General features: G+C 74.7%; 16 protein-coding genes. 10 read left to right on the top strand and 6 right to left on the bottom strand.

What is annotated here, in order from left to right; genetic code table 11:
• Positions 1 to 15 precede the first annotated feature (15 nt).
• Positions 16 to 879 (top strand): alpha/beta hydrolase family protein, encoded by an 864-nt coding sequence (locus AC5RWQ_RS29005; protein WP_494285785.1) that lies wholly within the window; start codon positions 16 to 18, stop codon positions 877 to 879.
• An 81-nt stretch (positions 880 to 960) separates the two neighbouring features.
• On the opposite strand, the gene AC5RWQ_RS29000 is transcribed toward AC5RWQ_RS29005, so the two are convergent.
• Positions 961 to 1,131, bottom strand: a complete 171-nt coding sequence (locus AC5RWQ_RS29000) for a hypothetical protein (RefSeq protein WP_494285784.1) — start codon at positions 1,129 to 1,131, stop codon at positions 961 to 963.
• Between the two features lie 178 nt (positions 1,132 to 1,309).
• Between AC5RWQ_RS29000 and AC5RWQ_RS28995 the strand changes: the two genes are divergently transcribed.
• The 3 genes from AC5RWQ_RS28995 to AC5RWQ_RS28985 all read left to right on the top strand — a co-directional run bounded on the left by AC5RWQ_RS28995 (position 1,310) and on the right by AC5RWQ_RS28985 (position 3,574).
• Positions 1,310 to 1,936, top strand: coding sequence for a hypothetical protein (locus AC5RWQ_RS28995; protein WP_494285783.1), 627 nt, complete (start codon positions 1,310 to 1,312; stop codon positions 1,934 to 1,936).
• An 89-nt stretch (positions 1,937 to 2,025) separates the two neighbouring features.
• A complete protein-coding gene (locus AC5RWQ_RS28990) occupies positions 2,026 to 2,454 on the top strand; it encodes a hypothetical protein (RefSeq protein ID WP_494285782.1) in 429 nt (142 codons plus the stop codon).
• A gap of 325 nt (positions 2,455 to 2,779) precedes the next feature.
• Positions 2,780 to 3,574 carry an SGNH/GDSL hydrolase family protein gene (locus AC5RWQ_RS28985; RefSeq protein WP_494285781.1) on the top strand — a complete coding sequence of 265 codons (795 nt, stop codon included), beginning with the start codon at positions 2,780 to 2,782 and terminating at the stop codon, positions 3,572 to 3,574.
• 239 nt (positions 3,575 to 3,813) lie between these two features.
• Here the strand turns inward: AC5RWQ_RS28985 and AC5RWQ_RS28980 are convergent, their stop codons facing one another.
• Complete coding sequence (locus AC5RWQ_RS28980; RefSeq protein WP_334491701.1) at positions 3,814 to 3,990, bottom strand: GTPase activator; 177 nt, start codon at positions 3,988 to 3,990, stop codon at positions 3,814 to 3,816.
• 54 nt (positions 3,991 to 4,044) lie between these two features.
• Positions 4,045 to 4,941, bottom strand: a complete 897-nt coding sequence (locus AC5RWQ_RS28975) for a DUF72 domain-containing protein (protein ID WP_494285780.1) — start codon at positions 4,939 to 4,941, stop codon at positions 4,045 to 4,047.
• A 119-nt stretch (positions 4,942 to 5,060) separates the two neighbouring features.
• Between AC5RWQ_RS28975 and AC5RWQ_RS28970 the strand changes: the two genes are divergently transcribed.
• From AC5RWQ_RS28970 to AC5RWQ_RS28955, 4 genes are all read left to right on the top strand, one after another.
• A complete protein-coding gene (locus tag AC5RWQ_RS28970; protein WP_494285779.1) occupies positions 5,061 to 5,567 on the top strand; it encodes a DinB family protein in 507 nt (168 codons plus the stop codon).
• A 263-nt stretch (positions 5,568 to 5,830) separates the two neighbouring features.
• Entirely contained in the window at positions 5,831 to 6,595 is a 765-nt protein-coding gene (locus AC5RWQ_RS28965; protein WP_494285778.1) for a hypothetical protein, read from the top strand.
• A 58-nt stretch (positions 6,596 to 6,653) separates the two neighbouring features.
• Complete coding sequence (locus tag AC5RWQ_RS28960) at positions 6,654 to 7,115, top strand: DUF427 domain-containing protein (protein ID WP_494285777.1); 462 nt, start codon at positions 6,654 to 6,656, stop codon at positions 7,113 to 7,115.
• A gap of 31 nt (positions 7,116 to 7,146) precedes the next feature.
• On the top strand, positions 7,147 to 7,926 hold the full coding sequence (locus AC5RWQ_RS28955; protein ID WP_494285776.1) for a Pr6Pr family membrane protein: 780 nt from the start codon (positions 7,147 to 7,149) through the stop codon (positions 7,924 to 7,926).
• A gap of 52 nt (positions 7,927 to 7,978) precedes the next feature.
• On the opposite strand, the gene AC5RWQ_RS28950 is transcribed toward AC5RWQ_RS28955, so the two are convergent.
• Both AC5RWQ_RS28950 and AC5RWQ_RS28945 read right to left on the bottom strand, forming a co-directional pair.
• Positions 7,979 to 10,048, bottom strand: coding sequence for an amylo-alpha-1,6-glucosidase (locus tag AC5RWQ_RS28950; RefSeq protein WP_494285775.1), 2,070 nt, complete (start codon positions 10,046 to 10,048; stop codon positions 7,979 to 7,981).
• Positions 10,045 to 10,425, bottom strand: coding sequence for an SCP2 sterol-binding domain-containing protein (locus AC5RWQ_RS28945; protein ID WP_494285774.1), 381 nt, complete (start codon positions 10,423 to 10,425; stop codon positions 10,045 to 10,047). The genes AC5RWQ_RS28950 and AC5RWQ_RS28945 overlap by 4 nt, the downstream gene beginning before the upstream one ends.
• A 142-nt stretch (positions 10,426 to 10,567) precedes the next feature.
• On the opposite strand from AC5RWQ_RS28945, the gene AC5RWQ_RS28940 reads away from it, so the two are divergent.
• A complete protein-coding gene (locus tag AC5RWQ_RS28940; protein WP_494285773.1) occupies positions 10,568 to 11,530 on the top strand; it encodes a glycoside hydrolase family 88 protein in 963 nt (320 codons plus the stop codon).
• Between the two features lie 41 nt (positions 11,531 to 11,571).
• Here the strand turns inward: AC5RWQ_RS28940 and AC5RWQ_RS28935 are convergent, their stop codons facing one another.
• Positions 11,572 to 12,078, bottom strand: coding sequence for a mycothiol transferase (locus AC5RWQ_RS28935; RefSeq protein ID WP_494285772.1), 507 nt, complete (start codon positions 12,076 to 12,078; stop codon positions 11,572 to 11,574).
• Between the two features lie 76 nt (positions 12,079 to 12,154).
• On the opposite strand from AC5RWQ_RS28935, the gene AC5RWQ_RS28930 reads away from it, so the two are divergent.
• Positions 12,155 to 12,670: a 2'-5' RNA ligase family protein gene (locus tag AC5RWQ_RS28930; RefSeq protein WP_494285771.1), complete on the top strand. Its 516-nt coding sequence runs from the start codon at positions 12,155 to 12,157 to the stop codon at positions 12,668 to 12,670.
• Positions 12,671 to 12,682: the final 12 nt, after the last annotated feature.

The following is a 12,682-nucleotide window of genomic DNA, read 5'->3' as shown; positions in this document are numbered from 1 at the left end:
CCGTAGGCTGGGGCGGTGAGCGGGGAAATCGAGTACATCCAGGAGTTCGTCGACGTCGACGGGGCACGCATCGGGGTGCAGGTGTACCCCGAGCCCGACGGCCCGGCCGGCGCGCCGGTGGTGGTGATCTGGCCGGCGATGGGGGTGCGGGCCCGCTACTACCGTCCGTTCGCCGCCGCGCTGCGCGACGCCGGCCTCGCCGTGGTCGTCGCCGACCTGCGCGGCACCGGCGCCAGCACTCCCCCGCCCTCGCGCGCCTGCCGGTACGGCTACGCCGAGCTGGCCGCCGACGTCGGCGCGGTCCTCGACGCGCTGAAGCCCCGGCTGGACGGGCGGACCCGGCTGCTGCTCGGGCACTCCCTCGGCGGGCAGGCGGCCCTGCTGCACCTGGCGGTGCACGGCACCGACGCGGTCGACGGGCTCGCCCTGCTCGCGGTCGGCGTGCCGTACTGGCGGGGCTACCCGGGCGCCCGGGGCTACGGCGTGCTGCCGTACACCCAGGGGATCGCGGCGGTCGCCCGGGCGCTCGGCGTCTGGCCGGGCTGGGGTTTCGGCGGCCGGCAGGCCCGCGGGGTGATCCGGGACTGGGCGTACACCGCCCGGACCGGCCGGTTCCCGGTGCTGGACGGGGTGGACGCCGAGGCCGCCGTGCGCCGGCTGGACCTGCCGGTGCTCGCGGTCAGCGTCGACGACGACCAGTACACCCCGCACGGCACCCTGGACCACCTGTGCGCCAAGCTCACCGCCGCCCGGGTGACCCGGCAGCGCTACACCGCCGCCGAGGCCGGCGCCCCGCTGGACCACTTCAGCTGGATCCGCGCCGGCGCCCCCCTGGCCGCCCGGGTGGCCGCGTTCACCGCGGCCCTGCCCCGCCGCTGACCCACGCCCTCCGCGTCGACCGGCGCGGATCCTCGGAGTGTGGTGCGCGGTCGGACGGCGAGAGCCGCCCGACCGCCGGAATCACTCCACCTGGTCGACAGGGATCATCTTGCCGTTCCGCTCGACCCGGGTCTCGCCGCGCTCGGCGGGCGGCTTCTGCTCGGCGGTCTCCCGGCGTGGGTCGTTGCCCGGGTGCATCAGCACCGCGTCGGTGGACGGGGTCTTCTCGCGGCTCTCGTCCGGCTGGGACATGTCGCCTCCTCACGGTCGGTCTCCGTGCCGTGGCCTACCCGGCGACCGCCGATCGACGCCTGGCCGGCACGCCGCACCCCGGCACGAACGACGTGGGGACGGGCGTCCCGGGCTTCGGTGCGTAACCGCGCGATCGGTGGGTATGCCGCTGCGCCCGAACATGGTGGAGGGGGATCAGATGTCCGAACGGCACACCGCACTGCGCTCGATGCACGATCTGGGCCTGGCGGCCTGGTTCGGTGGCTCCCTGATGGGAGCGTTTGGCGTGAACGGAGCGGCGGCGAAGATCAGCGACTCGACCCAGCGACTCCCGGCCGCCTCGGCCGGGTGGTCCCGGTGGACGCCGGTGAACGCGGCGGCGATCGGCGCGCACCTGGCCGGCGCGGTCGGTGAGCTGGCCACGGAGAGCCCGCGGGTGATGGCCCAGTCGGGGGTGGGCAAGATGAGCGCGGTCAAGACGGCGCTCACCGTCGGCGCGCTCGCGGTGACCGGCTACAGCCGGTTGCTCGGCATGAGGTTGGAGAAGGCCGGCAACGCGCCGGTCGAGGGGACCACCGAGCCCAACTACCAGACGCCCTCGGACGTGGCGTCCCAGCAGCGGCAGATGAAGGTGCTGCAGTGGACGATCCCGGCGTTGACCGGGGCGCTGGTGGTGGTCTCGGCGTACATGGGCGAGCAGCAGAAGCCCGGCCAGGTGTTCCGCGGGATGCTGGGGCGCGCGGGTGGGCTGATGAGCGCGCCGGGGGCGATGGGAAAGATGATGGCGATGGGGGCGAGCAAGCGCCGGATGGCGATGGCCGGCTGACCGGCCCGCCGGGACCGGCCGGTACGGGGCCCGGCCGTCGCGACGTCGACGGCGGGCCCCGCGCCGGCGGGACGCGAGCCTTGCCCTGGGTGGGACGCCCCGGGCGGGACATGAGCAGCGAGGTGGCGATGACGGCGAACAAGGGACCGAGGCGCGACGGCGGGCGCGGGCCGGAGTCGGTCGCCCCGTGGGGCACCACCGACGGCTTCGACGCGGACCCGCCCTGGGGCACCGGCGGGGACGACCCGATGGACGAGGGCAGCGAGGAGACGGCCGTACCGGAGGGCCACCGCGGTGAGCGCCGCGCCGGCGCGACGCCGGGACCGTCCGGGCGCGCCGGGCGGCACGGTTTCGGCCCGGTGGAACCGACCCGGACCACCGAGGCCGGGCCGGGCGCACCGCCGGATCCGGCGCCTTCGCTGCGGTCGTTCCCGGACGACACGGCCGGCGGCGACCTGCCGGACAACTCCCTGGAGGAGTCGACCGGGATGCACCCGGAGGGGGTGAGCAGGGAGTGATCCGGCCGGTGTGACCGGTCGGGTCCGGGGCCGGAGTCGGGCCATGGCCCGCTCGCACCCGGACGACACATTGACCCTGCGCGGGCCGACGGCGGCCCGCTTCTGCCACGACGAACGACCACGCGGCGGTCCGGATCCTCCGGGCCGCCGCGACGCGTACGACCTGACGACCGGCACGCGCGCATCCATCTTCATCGATGAAAGCCCGGCCGGCAACACGAGCCGAGCGACTTTTCCGCCAGGCGCGGGATCGCGCCCGACGAATGTTACCAGCGAGTAGACGACATGTTACGAAGTGGACTCCCACCCCCCTGGAGGTCCACCGATGCGTCTCCGTCTCCCTCCCGCCGCCGCCGCCCTCGTCGCCGGCCTGCTGCTCACCCTCGGACTGGCCACCCCCGCCTCGGCCGCCGGCACCGACTACGCCGCCCTGGGCGACTCGTACTCCTCCGGCGTCGGCACCAACAACTACGACGGGACCAGCGGCTCCTGCCTGCGCGGCCCGAAGGCGTATCCACGGCTCTGGGCGAACACCCACACCGTGGCCACCTTTCGCTTCGTGGCCTGCTCCGGGGCCACCACCCGGGAGCTGCTGAACGGCCAACTGGGCGCCCTGGACGCGGGCACCGACCTGGTGACCGTCACGATCGGCGGCAACGACGCCGGCTTCGCCGATGTGGTCACCACCTGCCGGCTGGGCAGCGACAGCAGTTGCGCCAGCGCGGTGAGCAGCGCGAAGGCGTACATCACCGGGACCCTGCCGGGGCGGCTGGACGAGACGTACCGGGCGATCCGGGGTCGGGCGCCGGGCGCGCGGGTGGTGGTGCTGGGCTACCCGCGGCGGTTCGAGCTCGGCTACTGCGGGTTCGGCAGCATCAGCGAGTACAAGCGGAACCTGCTCAACGGCGGCTCGGACACCATGGCCGGCGTGATCTCCGCCCGGGCCGGCGCGGCCGGGTTCAGCTACGTCGACGTGCGCGGCCGCTTCGCCGGCCACGGGGTCTGCGCCGCCAGCCCGTGGATCAACGGCACCACCTGGCCGATCGTCGAGTCGTACCACCCGAACGCCAGCGGCCACTCCGGTGGCTACCTGCCGGCGCTGAACGGCGCCACCGTCTGAGCCGTACCGCGATCATCGGACCGGGCACCCGACGGGCGCCGGCGGCCGGACGGGCCCACCGCCTGAACGTCCATGTCGGAGCGGGGTCCCCCGCGTTCGCCGGCCGGGTTCACGAGCCTGTTTCCACGCGCCGTGCCGCGCCTGGTCCGGCGAGGTCCGCCGGCCGGTGACGGTGGGCACACGGACGCCCGGGGCGCCGCCGACGCGGCGCCCCGGGCGTCATCCGTTCCCGGCCCGGTTCAGGAGCCGGTGCCGTCCACCTCGTCGGCGGGCGGGGGTGGCGGCTCGGCGACCGGGCGACCGGTCTCGTCCACCAACCCGGGGGCCATGCTGCCGCCGTGCGCCTCCTCGGCCTCGCGGACCCGCCGGGCCCGCGCGTCGTCCGGCACGCCCGGCCGCTGTTCCTCGTGCGTCATGCGCTCCTCCGTCCGTCCCCCGGGCGGTACCCGCGCCGTTGGGCGACAAACCGGTCAGACCGGGGCGTGCTGCGGGACCGGGGCCACCCCGAGCAGCTCGGCCAGCCGGCCGGCGTCACGCTGGGCCTGTCCCTCGCAGCAGTTGTTGAACAACACGTGCAGCTCACCGGAGTGGTCGGCCAGGTCGGTGAGCAGCTCCGCCCACCGGCGCAGCTCGCCGTCGGAGTAGGCGTACCGGAACCGGTCCTCCTTGCTGCCGCCCGCCCAGTGCGGGCTGTGCCCGTGGAACCGGACCACCGCCGGCTCTGCCGTGGCGATCATGATGGGGGGCACCGACGACGGGTGCCCCTGCGGCATGTCCACGCAGACCATCGAGAGGTCGCGGTCGGCCAGGAAGGTCACCGTCTCGGCCGCCGCGTCACCGTCGAACCAGGAGCCGTGCCGCAGCTCGACCGCGACCCGCCAGGGCCGGCACCGGGCGGCCAGGTCGAGGATCCGGCGCCGGGCGCTCTCGCTCCGGGCCAGCCAGGGCGGGAACTGCAGCAGCACGGCACCGAGCCGGTCGGCCGCCGCGAGCGGCTCCAGCGCCACGCGGAACCGGTCCCACAGCTCCTCGTACGCCGCCTCCGGCAGGTCACGCCAGCGGATCCGGGTCGGGCCGGCGGCGGGACGCAGATCCTTCGGCAGCATCGTCACCGGGGTCGGGTGGCCGGTGAAGAGGCTGAACGCCTTGACGTCGAAGGTGAAGCCCGGCGGGGTGGCGTCCACCCAGCCGTGCGTGGTCTCCGGCGCCGGCACCGCGTAGTACGAGGTGTCCACCTCGACCAGTGGGAAGTTCCGGGCGTAGAACGCGAGCCGGTCGGCCGGGGTCCGGGCCGCCTTCGGATACCAACCGGAGCGGAGCAGGGTCTGGTCCGCCCAGGAGGAGGTGCCGACCTTAATCACAGCCATGTCATTCAGTGCACCGCCCTACGGCCGGATCGGCAACCGCTGGCGAAGGCGCGGCGCCCCGGAACTGTCGGTGACCCGTGGCATCGTGAGGCCCGACAAATCGAGGAAGGGGTGGGCGGATGACCACTTCGGAGCAGGTCCGCACCGATGAGCGGGCCGACCTTCTGCAGAGCATCACCCAGCAGCGCGGCTTCCTGCGGCACACCGTGCGCGGGTTGACCGACGAGCAGGCGGCGACCCGCAGCACGGTCAGCGCGCTCTGCCTGGGCGGGCTGATCAAGCACGTGGCGCTGGTCGAGGAACGCTGGATGCGGTTCGCCGTCGGCGGCGCCGAGGCCATGCAGAGCGAGCAGGTCGACTGGGAGTCGGTGTTCCGGATGACCGAGGGCGACACCCTGGCCGGTCTCCTGGACCGCTACGCCGAGGTCGCCGCCCGCACCGACGAGCTGATCGCCACCCGCGACCTGGACGCGTCCCGGCCGCTGCCGGCCGCGCCCTGGTTCGAGCCGGGCGCGAGCTGGTCGTTCCGCCGGGTGGTGCTGCACGTCATCGCCGAGACCTCGCAGCACGCCGGGCACGCCGACATCCTGCGCGAGTCGATCGACGGCCAGAAGACGATGGGCTGAGGGGGCGGATCAGCGGGGGCGGTCGACCACGCAGCGGGTCAGCCCGACCAGCAAAGGCCGTCCTCGGTCCCCACCCGGTCGCCCGGCGCCACCCGCGCCTCGGCCACGGCCGCGGACCCGGGCGGCCACACAGTGCAAGGACGCCGACGCTGCCCTCGGATGCGTGACCGGCCGACCGAGCGTGATCGGCGCCACGCCGATGGCCGGGATGTGACGTCTCAAGGTCCGCTGGCGCTGAGGGACACGAGATGAAGGCACATCGGATGGACCAGGAAACCGTCGAGCGGCTGCTCGTCGGGCCGGTCGTGGACCCCAGGGACGGGCGGGAGCCGCTCGCGGCGCTGCTGACCGCGGTCCGCGCCGCCCCGCGCCCCGCCGAGCTGCGGGGGGAGCACGCCGCGATGCAGGCGTTCCGCCTCGCCCGCGCCGGCGCGCCGCTGGCCGTACCCGTGACCGCCCGCGCCGGACGCCCGGGCCTGCTCGGCCGCGTGGCCGGGCTGAAGGTCGCCGTCGCGGGCCTCGCCGTGGCCGCCACCGGCGGGGTCGCGCTCGCCGCCGCCACCGGCACCCTGCCCGGGCCGCTGCACCGCCCCGATGTCCGTCCCGTCGTCCCGTCCGTCGGACCCACCGGCGTTGCCTCCGCCACCGGCCACCCGTCCCCCGCCGGCACGCCGTCCACCGTGGACCCGACCCGGCCGAGGGCGAGCGCATCGAGCATCGGTCTGTGTCGGGCCTACCGGGCGGGCGCGGGCGACAACCCCGGCCGGGCCCTCGACAACCCGGTCTTCTCCGACCTGATCCGCAACGCGGGCGGTCGCGAGAAGGTGGCCGGGTACTGCGACCAGGTCACCGGCGAGCCGGCGAGCCCCACCAGGCCGAGCGCCCCGGCGAGCACGCCCCCGCCAGCGACCGCCCGGCCGGACGCCCGGCCCTCCCGCGCCTCCATCTCCTCGACGTCGCCGCCGGCCCACCCGACCGACCCCGCCCCGTCGACGCCCTCAACGGTCTCGACGTCCGGCCCGCGCTGACCCGGCGAGCGGCCGGCTCTCCAGGCCGGACGGCGGGGCGGCTGGGTACCGTGGCGGGATGGAATCGGTCTGGGACTACCCGCGTCCGCCCCGCCTGGAGCGGACCCCACGCCGGATCATGATCCGGCACGCCGTGGTGACGGTGGTCGACAGCGACCGCTGCTGGCGGGTGCTGGAGACGTCGCACCCGCCGGTCTACTACGTCCCCCGGGCCGACGTCACCGGCGGCCGGTTGACGCCGTCGCCCGGGCGCACCTGGTGTGAGTGGAAGGGCGAGGCCAGCTACTGGGACCTGGTCGTCGGTGACGTTCGGGTCCGCGAGGCGGCCTGGTCGTACGAGCACCCCACCCCGGCGTACGCCGACCTGACCGGCGCGGTCGCCTTCTATCCCGGGCGGGTGGACGAGTGCCAGGTCGACGGCGAGCGGGCCGCGGTCCAGCCGGGCGACTTCTACGGCGGTTGGATCACCAGCGACGTCACCGGGCCGTTCAAGGGCGCCCCGGGCACCGCCGGTTGGTGAGCCCGGGCGGTGGGGCTGATAGCTTGCCCCGATGAGTCTGCGGCGTCGACGCCTCGCGGTGGCCTTCCGGATCGCGATCGTGGTCAGCGTGCTGGCCGGGATCGTGCTCACCGCGCTCGGCCCGGCCACGGTCAGCGGCCTGCTGCCGTACTTCACCATCCAGAGCAACGTGGCGGTGGGACTCTTCGCGGGCTACGCCGCCTGGCGGGCCTGGCAGCGGCAGCCCGAACCGCCGTCGGCGCTCAAGGGGGCGGTCACGCTCTACATCACCATCACCGGGGTGGTGTACCACCTGGTGCTCGCCAACCCCGCCAGCCCGTTCGCGATGACCCAGCCGGAGCGGGCGCTCGGCGAGGCGCTGGGCAACCAGTTCCTGCACACCGTCGTGCCGGTGCTCGCGATCGCCGACTGGGCACTGTTCGACCAGCGGGGCCGGCTCCGGATCCGGCACGCCGCCTGGTGGCTGGCGTTCCCGCTGGCGTACCTGGGTTTCGCGCTGCTGCGCGGCCTGGTCGTGCACCGCTACCCGTACCCGTTCATCGACGCCGGACAGCTCGGCTACGACGGCGTCTCGGTCAGCGCGGTCTTCTTCGCCTTCACGTTCTGGCTGCTCGGCCTCCTCTTCGTGGGCCTCGACCGTGGCCTGTCCCGGCGGGGCGCGGCCCGGCCGGCCGACGGGCCCGCCCCGGGCGCCCCGAGCGTCGGACCCGCGCCAGCAGCCGTCCCCGGGAACGCCATGGTGCCCGGTCAGGGCGCGGCGCCCGAGGACGCCGCCGACAGCGCCACGGACGCCGCGGTCGGGCAGCGCTGACCGACGGGCGTCCGGACCGCACCCCTTCCTGACCGCCGTCGGCGCCGACCGGTCAGCGCAACCGGCCGCGGTGGCCGCCGTCGGCGGCGGCGGACCGCTCCCGGCCGTACGCGTCGGAGCGCCCCCACCGGCCGGGGATGTCCAGCAGCTCGATCCACCCGAAGCCCTCCGGCAGAGCGGGTTTTACCAGCAGATTCTCCCCGCACGGCTGCAGCCCGAGGAGGGTGCCGAGCAGCATCAGCAGCGCGCCGGCGGACCAGGACTGGGGTCGGCCGGCGACCGGCAGCCGCACCGGATACGTGGTCACCGGGCGCGGGTAGCCGGCGATCACCTCGGGCAGCGAGCCGCCGAGCCGCTCCGCCACGGCGAAGATGCCGGCCGCGACCCGGGCCGCCTCGTCGTCGTGGTGGTAGCGACGCAGCCCGGCCGCGACCAGCGAGTTGTCCGAGGGCCAGACCGAACCCACGTGCGCGCCCACCGGGTTGTACGGGAGCTGCCCATCGGCCATGGTGCGTACTCCCCAGCCGGAGAAGAGCTCCGGCCCGAGCAGGTGCGCGGCGAGCGCCGCCGACCGTTCCGCGGGGACGATTCCGCTCCACAGCAGGTGGCCGAGGTTGGAGGTGAGCGTCTCGACCGGCGTGCCGTCCCGCTCCAGCGCCAGCGCGTAGTGCTCCCGGTGCGGCAGCCAGAAGTCCCGGTTGAACCGCTCCTTCAACGCGGCGGCCTCCTGCTCCAGCCGGTCGGCGTAGGCGGGGTCGCCCCAGAACTCCCGGGCCAGCCGGGCGCCACGGATCTTCGCGTCGTACGCGTACCCCTGGAGCTCGCAGGTCGCCCGGGGGAAACCCGGCTCGCGGCCGTCGCGGTGCACGATCGCGCCAGGCGAGTTCTTCCAGGTCTGGTTGACCAGCCCGTTGCGCAGGTTGCGCCGCTGGTAGCGCAGGTAGCCGTCGCCGAGCAGGTCGCCGTACTCGTCGATCCAGTCCAGCGCCATCCGGGCCGGGTGGCACAACTCACGGACCAGTGCGACGTCCCCGGACCACCGCTCGTACTCGTCGAGCAGGATCACGAAGAGCGGGCTGGTGTCGGCTGCCCCGTAGTAGACCGCGGTGGGCTGATCGTCGAAGGCGGCGGACTCGCCGTAGCGCAGCTCGCAGAGGATCTTGCCGGGCTCCTCGTCGTGGTAGTCGTCCAACCGTCCGCCCTGGAGCAGGGCGAGCAGGCGCAGGGTGGTCGGGGTCAACTCGGGGGTGAACGGCAGCGTCTGCAGGCAGGTGACCATGGCGTCCCGGCCGTAGAGCGCCATCGCCCAGGGCATGCCGCCGACCGGCACCCGCCCGGGGTACGTCAGCGGCACGTACCGCAGCGCGGCCAGGTCGGTCAGCGCCCCCTCGTACACGGTCGGGAGGGTGTCCCGCTCGGCCACCAGGTGCGGCGCCCGGCCCAGCCACTCCCCCAGGTCGGCGCGCATGTTGTGGCGGACCTGCTCCCGGTGCGGCTCCAGGCTGGCCCGCAGGTCGCGCCCGGCCTCGCCGCGGATGGTCATCCCGACGTGCAGGTCGGTGATCCACTGCCCTCGCGGCGGGACGGTGATCCGGAACGAGATGCCGCCCTCGTCGACGTTGCCGGGGGCGGTGGTGGAGACGATCGCCTCCCGGGCGAACCGTTCGCGCTCGTAGCGCAGCCGCAGCACCCCGTCCGCGGAGGAGGCGCTCATCGCCGTCAGCCGGGGCACCGGGCTGCGGATCTCCGACGTGTCGGCGAAGTCGGCGCCGATCTCCATCCGGACCAGGAGGTCGGCCGGCTCCGCGGAGTGGTTGAGCACGGTGATCCGCTCGTTGAAGCTGTCGTCGATCGAGCGGTGCCGGATCACCGTGACGTTCGCGTCGACGTAGTGGCTGGCCGTTCCGGGGACGAGGAAGAACCGGGTCTCGAAGTAGGTCATGTCGTCGCGGGACAGCGCGTTCAGCCGCTCGCCGTCAACGGTGAGCACCCAGCGGGAGATGAACCGGGTGTCGAAGGAGAAGAGTCCCACCGGCGCGTGCGGGTCGATCTCCATGTCGCCCTGGGCGTCGCTGACCGCGAAGGCGTTGCCGGCGACGACGTGGACCCGTTCCTGCCTCACCGGTGCACGTCCCGATCCCGGCCGACGTCCCGGGGATGCCGCGCCTCGGCCGGGCCGGGGAAGATCCGGCGCAGCAGCGTCAGCAGCCGCATGTCGCCCTGCACGGTGAGCTCGTTGCGCAGCAGCGCCGCGGCCAGGTGCGTCCGCCCACCGGCGATCCGGTCGAAGACCTCACGGTCGGCGCGGACGACAAGCTCGGCGTCCGCGGCGGAGCGGGTGACGTCCACCCGCTGGTCGCGCACGTTGAGGTACCAGTGCTCGGTGCGGCCGTTCTCCTCGCGCATGTCCAGGCGCAGCGTGCCGGGAGTCGCCTCGGGCAGCTCCGGGCGCCGCTCCGGGCCGAGCCGCTCCAGCTGTTCCACCGCCGATGTCGCCACGGCCGCCTCCCTCCTCGCAGTTCCCGTCCGGCACGGTCGCAGTCACCGGGGTGAGCGCGGCTCACCCGGATCGGGTGAACCGGCCGCCGGGCCGGGGGTGGGAACCGGTTCGATCCGGGTACGGCAGGAGCGGGAGGGCGGGATGCGCGGACTGGACGATCCCCGGCTGGACCGGGTGCTGACGGCGCTGCTGGCCATGCAGCGGCAGTCGTGGGAGCAGGGGGTGACGGGGCACGCCCTGCTCGACCTGGGTCGCCCCGAGGAGGCGGTGCTGCTGGCCGACGCCGCGGTGACCCGGCAGCACCCCGACGGCCGGCTCGGCGACGTCTCCGGCGAACTGGGCGCGGTCAACGGGGCGGCCTGCGGCGAGGCGGTCCGGCACGCCGCCCGGACCGATCCCGGTGGCCGCTGGTCGGCGGCGTTGGACCGGCAGCTCGACTGGTTGCTCATCCGGGCGCCCCGGGCCGCCGACGGGACCCTGTTCCACCTGCTCGGCAGCCGGCAGGTCTGGGCCGACACCGTCTACATGGTGGTGCCGCTGCTCGCTCTCTGCGGTCACCCCGACGCGGCGGCGGACCAGCTGGACGGCCACCGCCGCCGGCTGTACGACGAGCCCAGCGGCCTCTACGCCGCCCGCTGGGACGAGGACTCGGGGCGGCTGGAGCACCCCCAGCACTGGGGCACCGGCGCCGGCTGGGTGGTCGCCGGCATCGCCCGGGCGCTGCGGCTGCGCGCCGACTGGCCGGCCGGGCGGCGGGACGAACTGGTCGGGCACGCCCGGGCGGTGCTCGACGCCACGCTGGCCCACCGGCGGCCCGACGGGCTCTTCCACGACGTCCTGGACGACCCGGCGAGCCACGTCGAGACCAACGTCGCCCAGATGCTGGCCTACACCGCGCTGACCGGTGCCGCCGACGGCTGGCTCCCCCCGTCATACGCGGACACGGGGCGGGACCTGCTGGCCACCGCAGACCGGCAGGTCGACCGGTACGGGCTGGTGACCCCGGTCAGCGGCGCGCCGGACTTCACGCACCCGGGCACCTCCGCCGAGGCGCAGGCCTTCCACCTGCTCGCCCACGCCGCCCGACGCCGGGCCGGCGGCTGAGGCCGGGACGGGTCGGCACCGTTGCGCCGGGCGGAGCGCCCTCAGGAGCGGATCAGACCGCGGACGTAGCCGGCCTGGCCGACGTGCTGGAGGTCGTCCTCGGCCACGCTGACCAGCCGGACGCCGAGCGTCACCGGCGGATCCCAGGCCTCGTCGACCACCCGGTCCAGGTCCGCCGCCGTCAGGCCGGACAGGAACTGTCGGGTCCGGCCGACCACCGCCTCGTGGTACCCGACCAGCGCCTCGGCGCTCTCCGGGCGTACTGCGGCGACCTGCTCGGGGCCGTGGGCGTAACCCGTGTCGTCGGGGTCGGCGGGCAGGCCGAAACGGACCGGCCAGCCACCGGTGATCCAGATCTGCTCCGCGCCGAGCAGATCGGCGACGTGGTGGTCCTGGATCCGGGTCAGGTGCCAGACCAGCCAGCCGACCGGGTTGGCGCCCGGCCCGGGCGCCCGGCGCAGCTCTTCCGGGCTGAGCCCGTCCACCGCCGCCCGCACCAGGGCGGGCAGCCGGTCGTAGATCTCGGTGAGCAGGTCGTCGACGTTCACCAGGCACTCCTTCTCAGGCGGACCTGACTCTGGTACCGCGGACCGGGGCCGGCAAACCCGGCCGTAGGGTGATCACGTGGTCGCGGCCCTGGAGCTGTATCTGGACACCGACGCCACCCGGCGCATCCGGGTGCTCTGGGACGCGTTGGAGGCCGAAGGGGTGCAGAGCCTGCGCTCCCTGCTGGCGCAGCGGCACCGGCCGCACGTCTCGCTCGCCGTCGCACCCCGCTTCGACCCCGCCCGGGTGGCCGAGGCACTGGCGGGAACGGTGGTGGCCGCGCCGCTGCGGCTCAGCTTCCAGCACGCCGGCCAGTTCGTCGGCCGGGTGCTGTGGCTCGGCGTGACGCCCACCGCCGAGCTGCTCGCCCACCAGGCGCTGGTGCACGGCCGGCTGAGCCGGGCCGGCGTCGAACTGCTCGAGCACTACCGGCCGGGGCGGTGGGTGCCGCACTGCACGCTCTCCATGCGGGTGCCCAACACGCTGATGGCCGCCGCCGTCCGCCGTTGTCTGGAGGTGCTGCCGATCGAGGCCACCGTGGTCGGCGCCGCCCTCGCCGACCACGCCCGCAACATCTCCCACCCCCTCCCCTGACCACCCCTCCCC

The sequence above is a fragment of the Micromonospora sp. BS32 genome (assembly GCF_059089345.1).
Note: the sequence above shows the minus strand (reverse complement) of the source record. Positions and strands in the feature narration are given on the sequence as shown.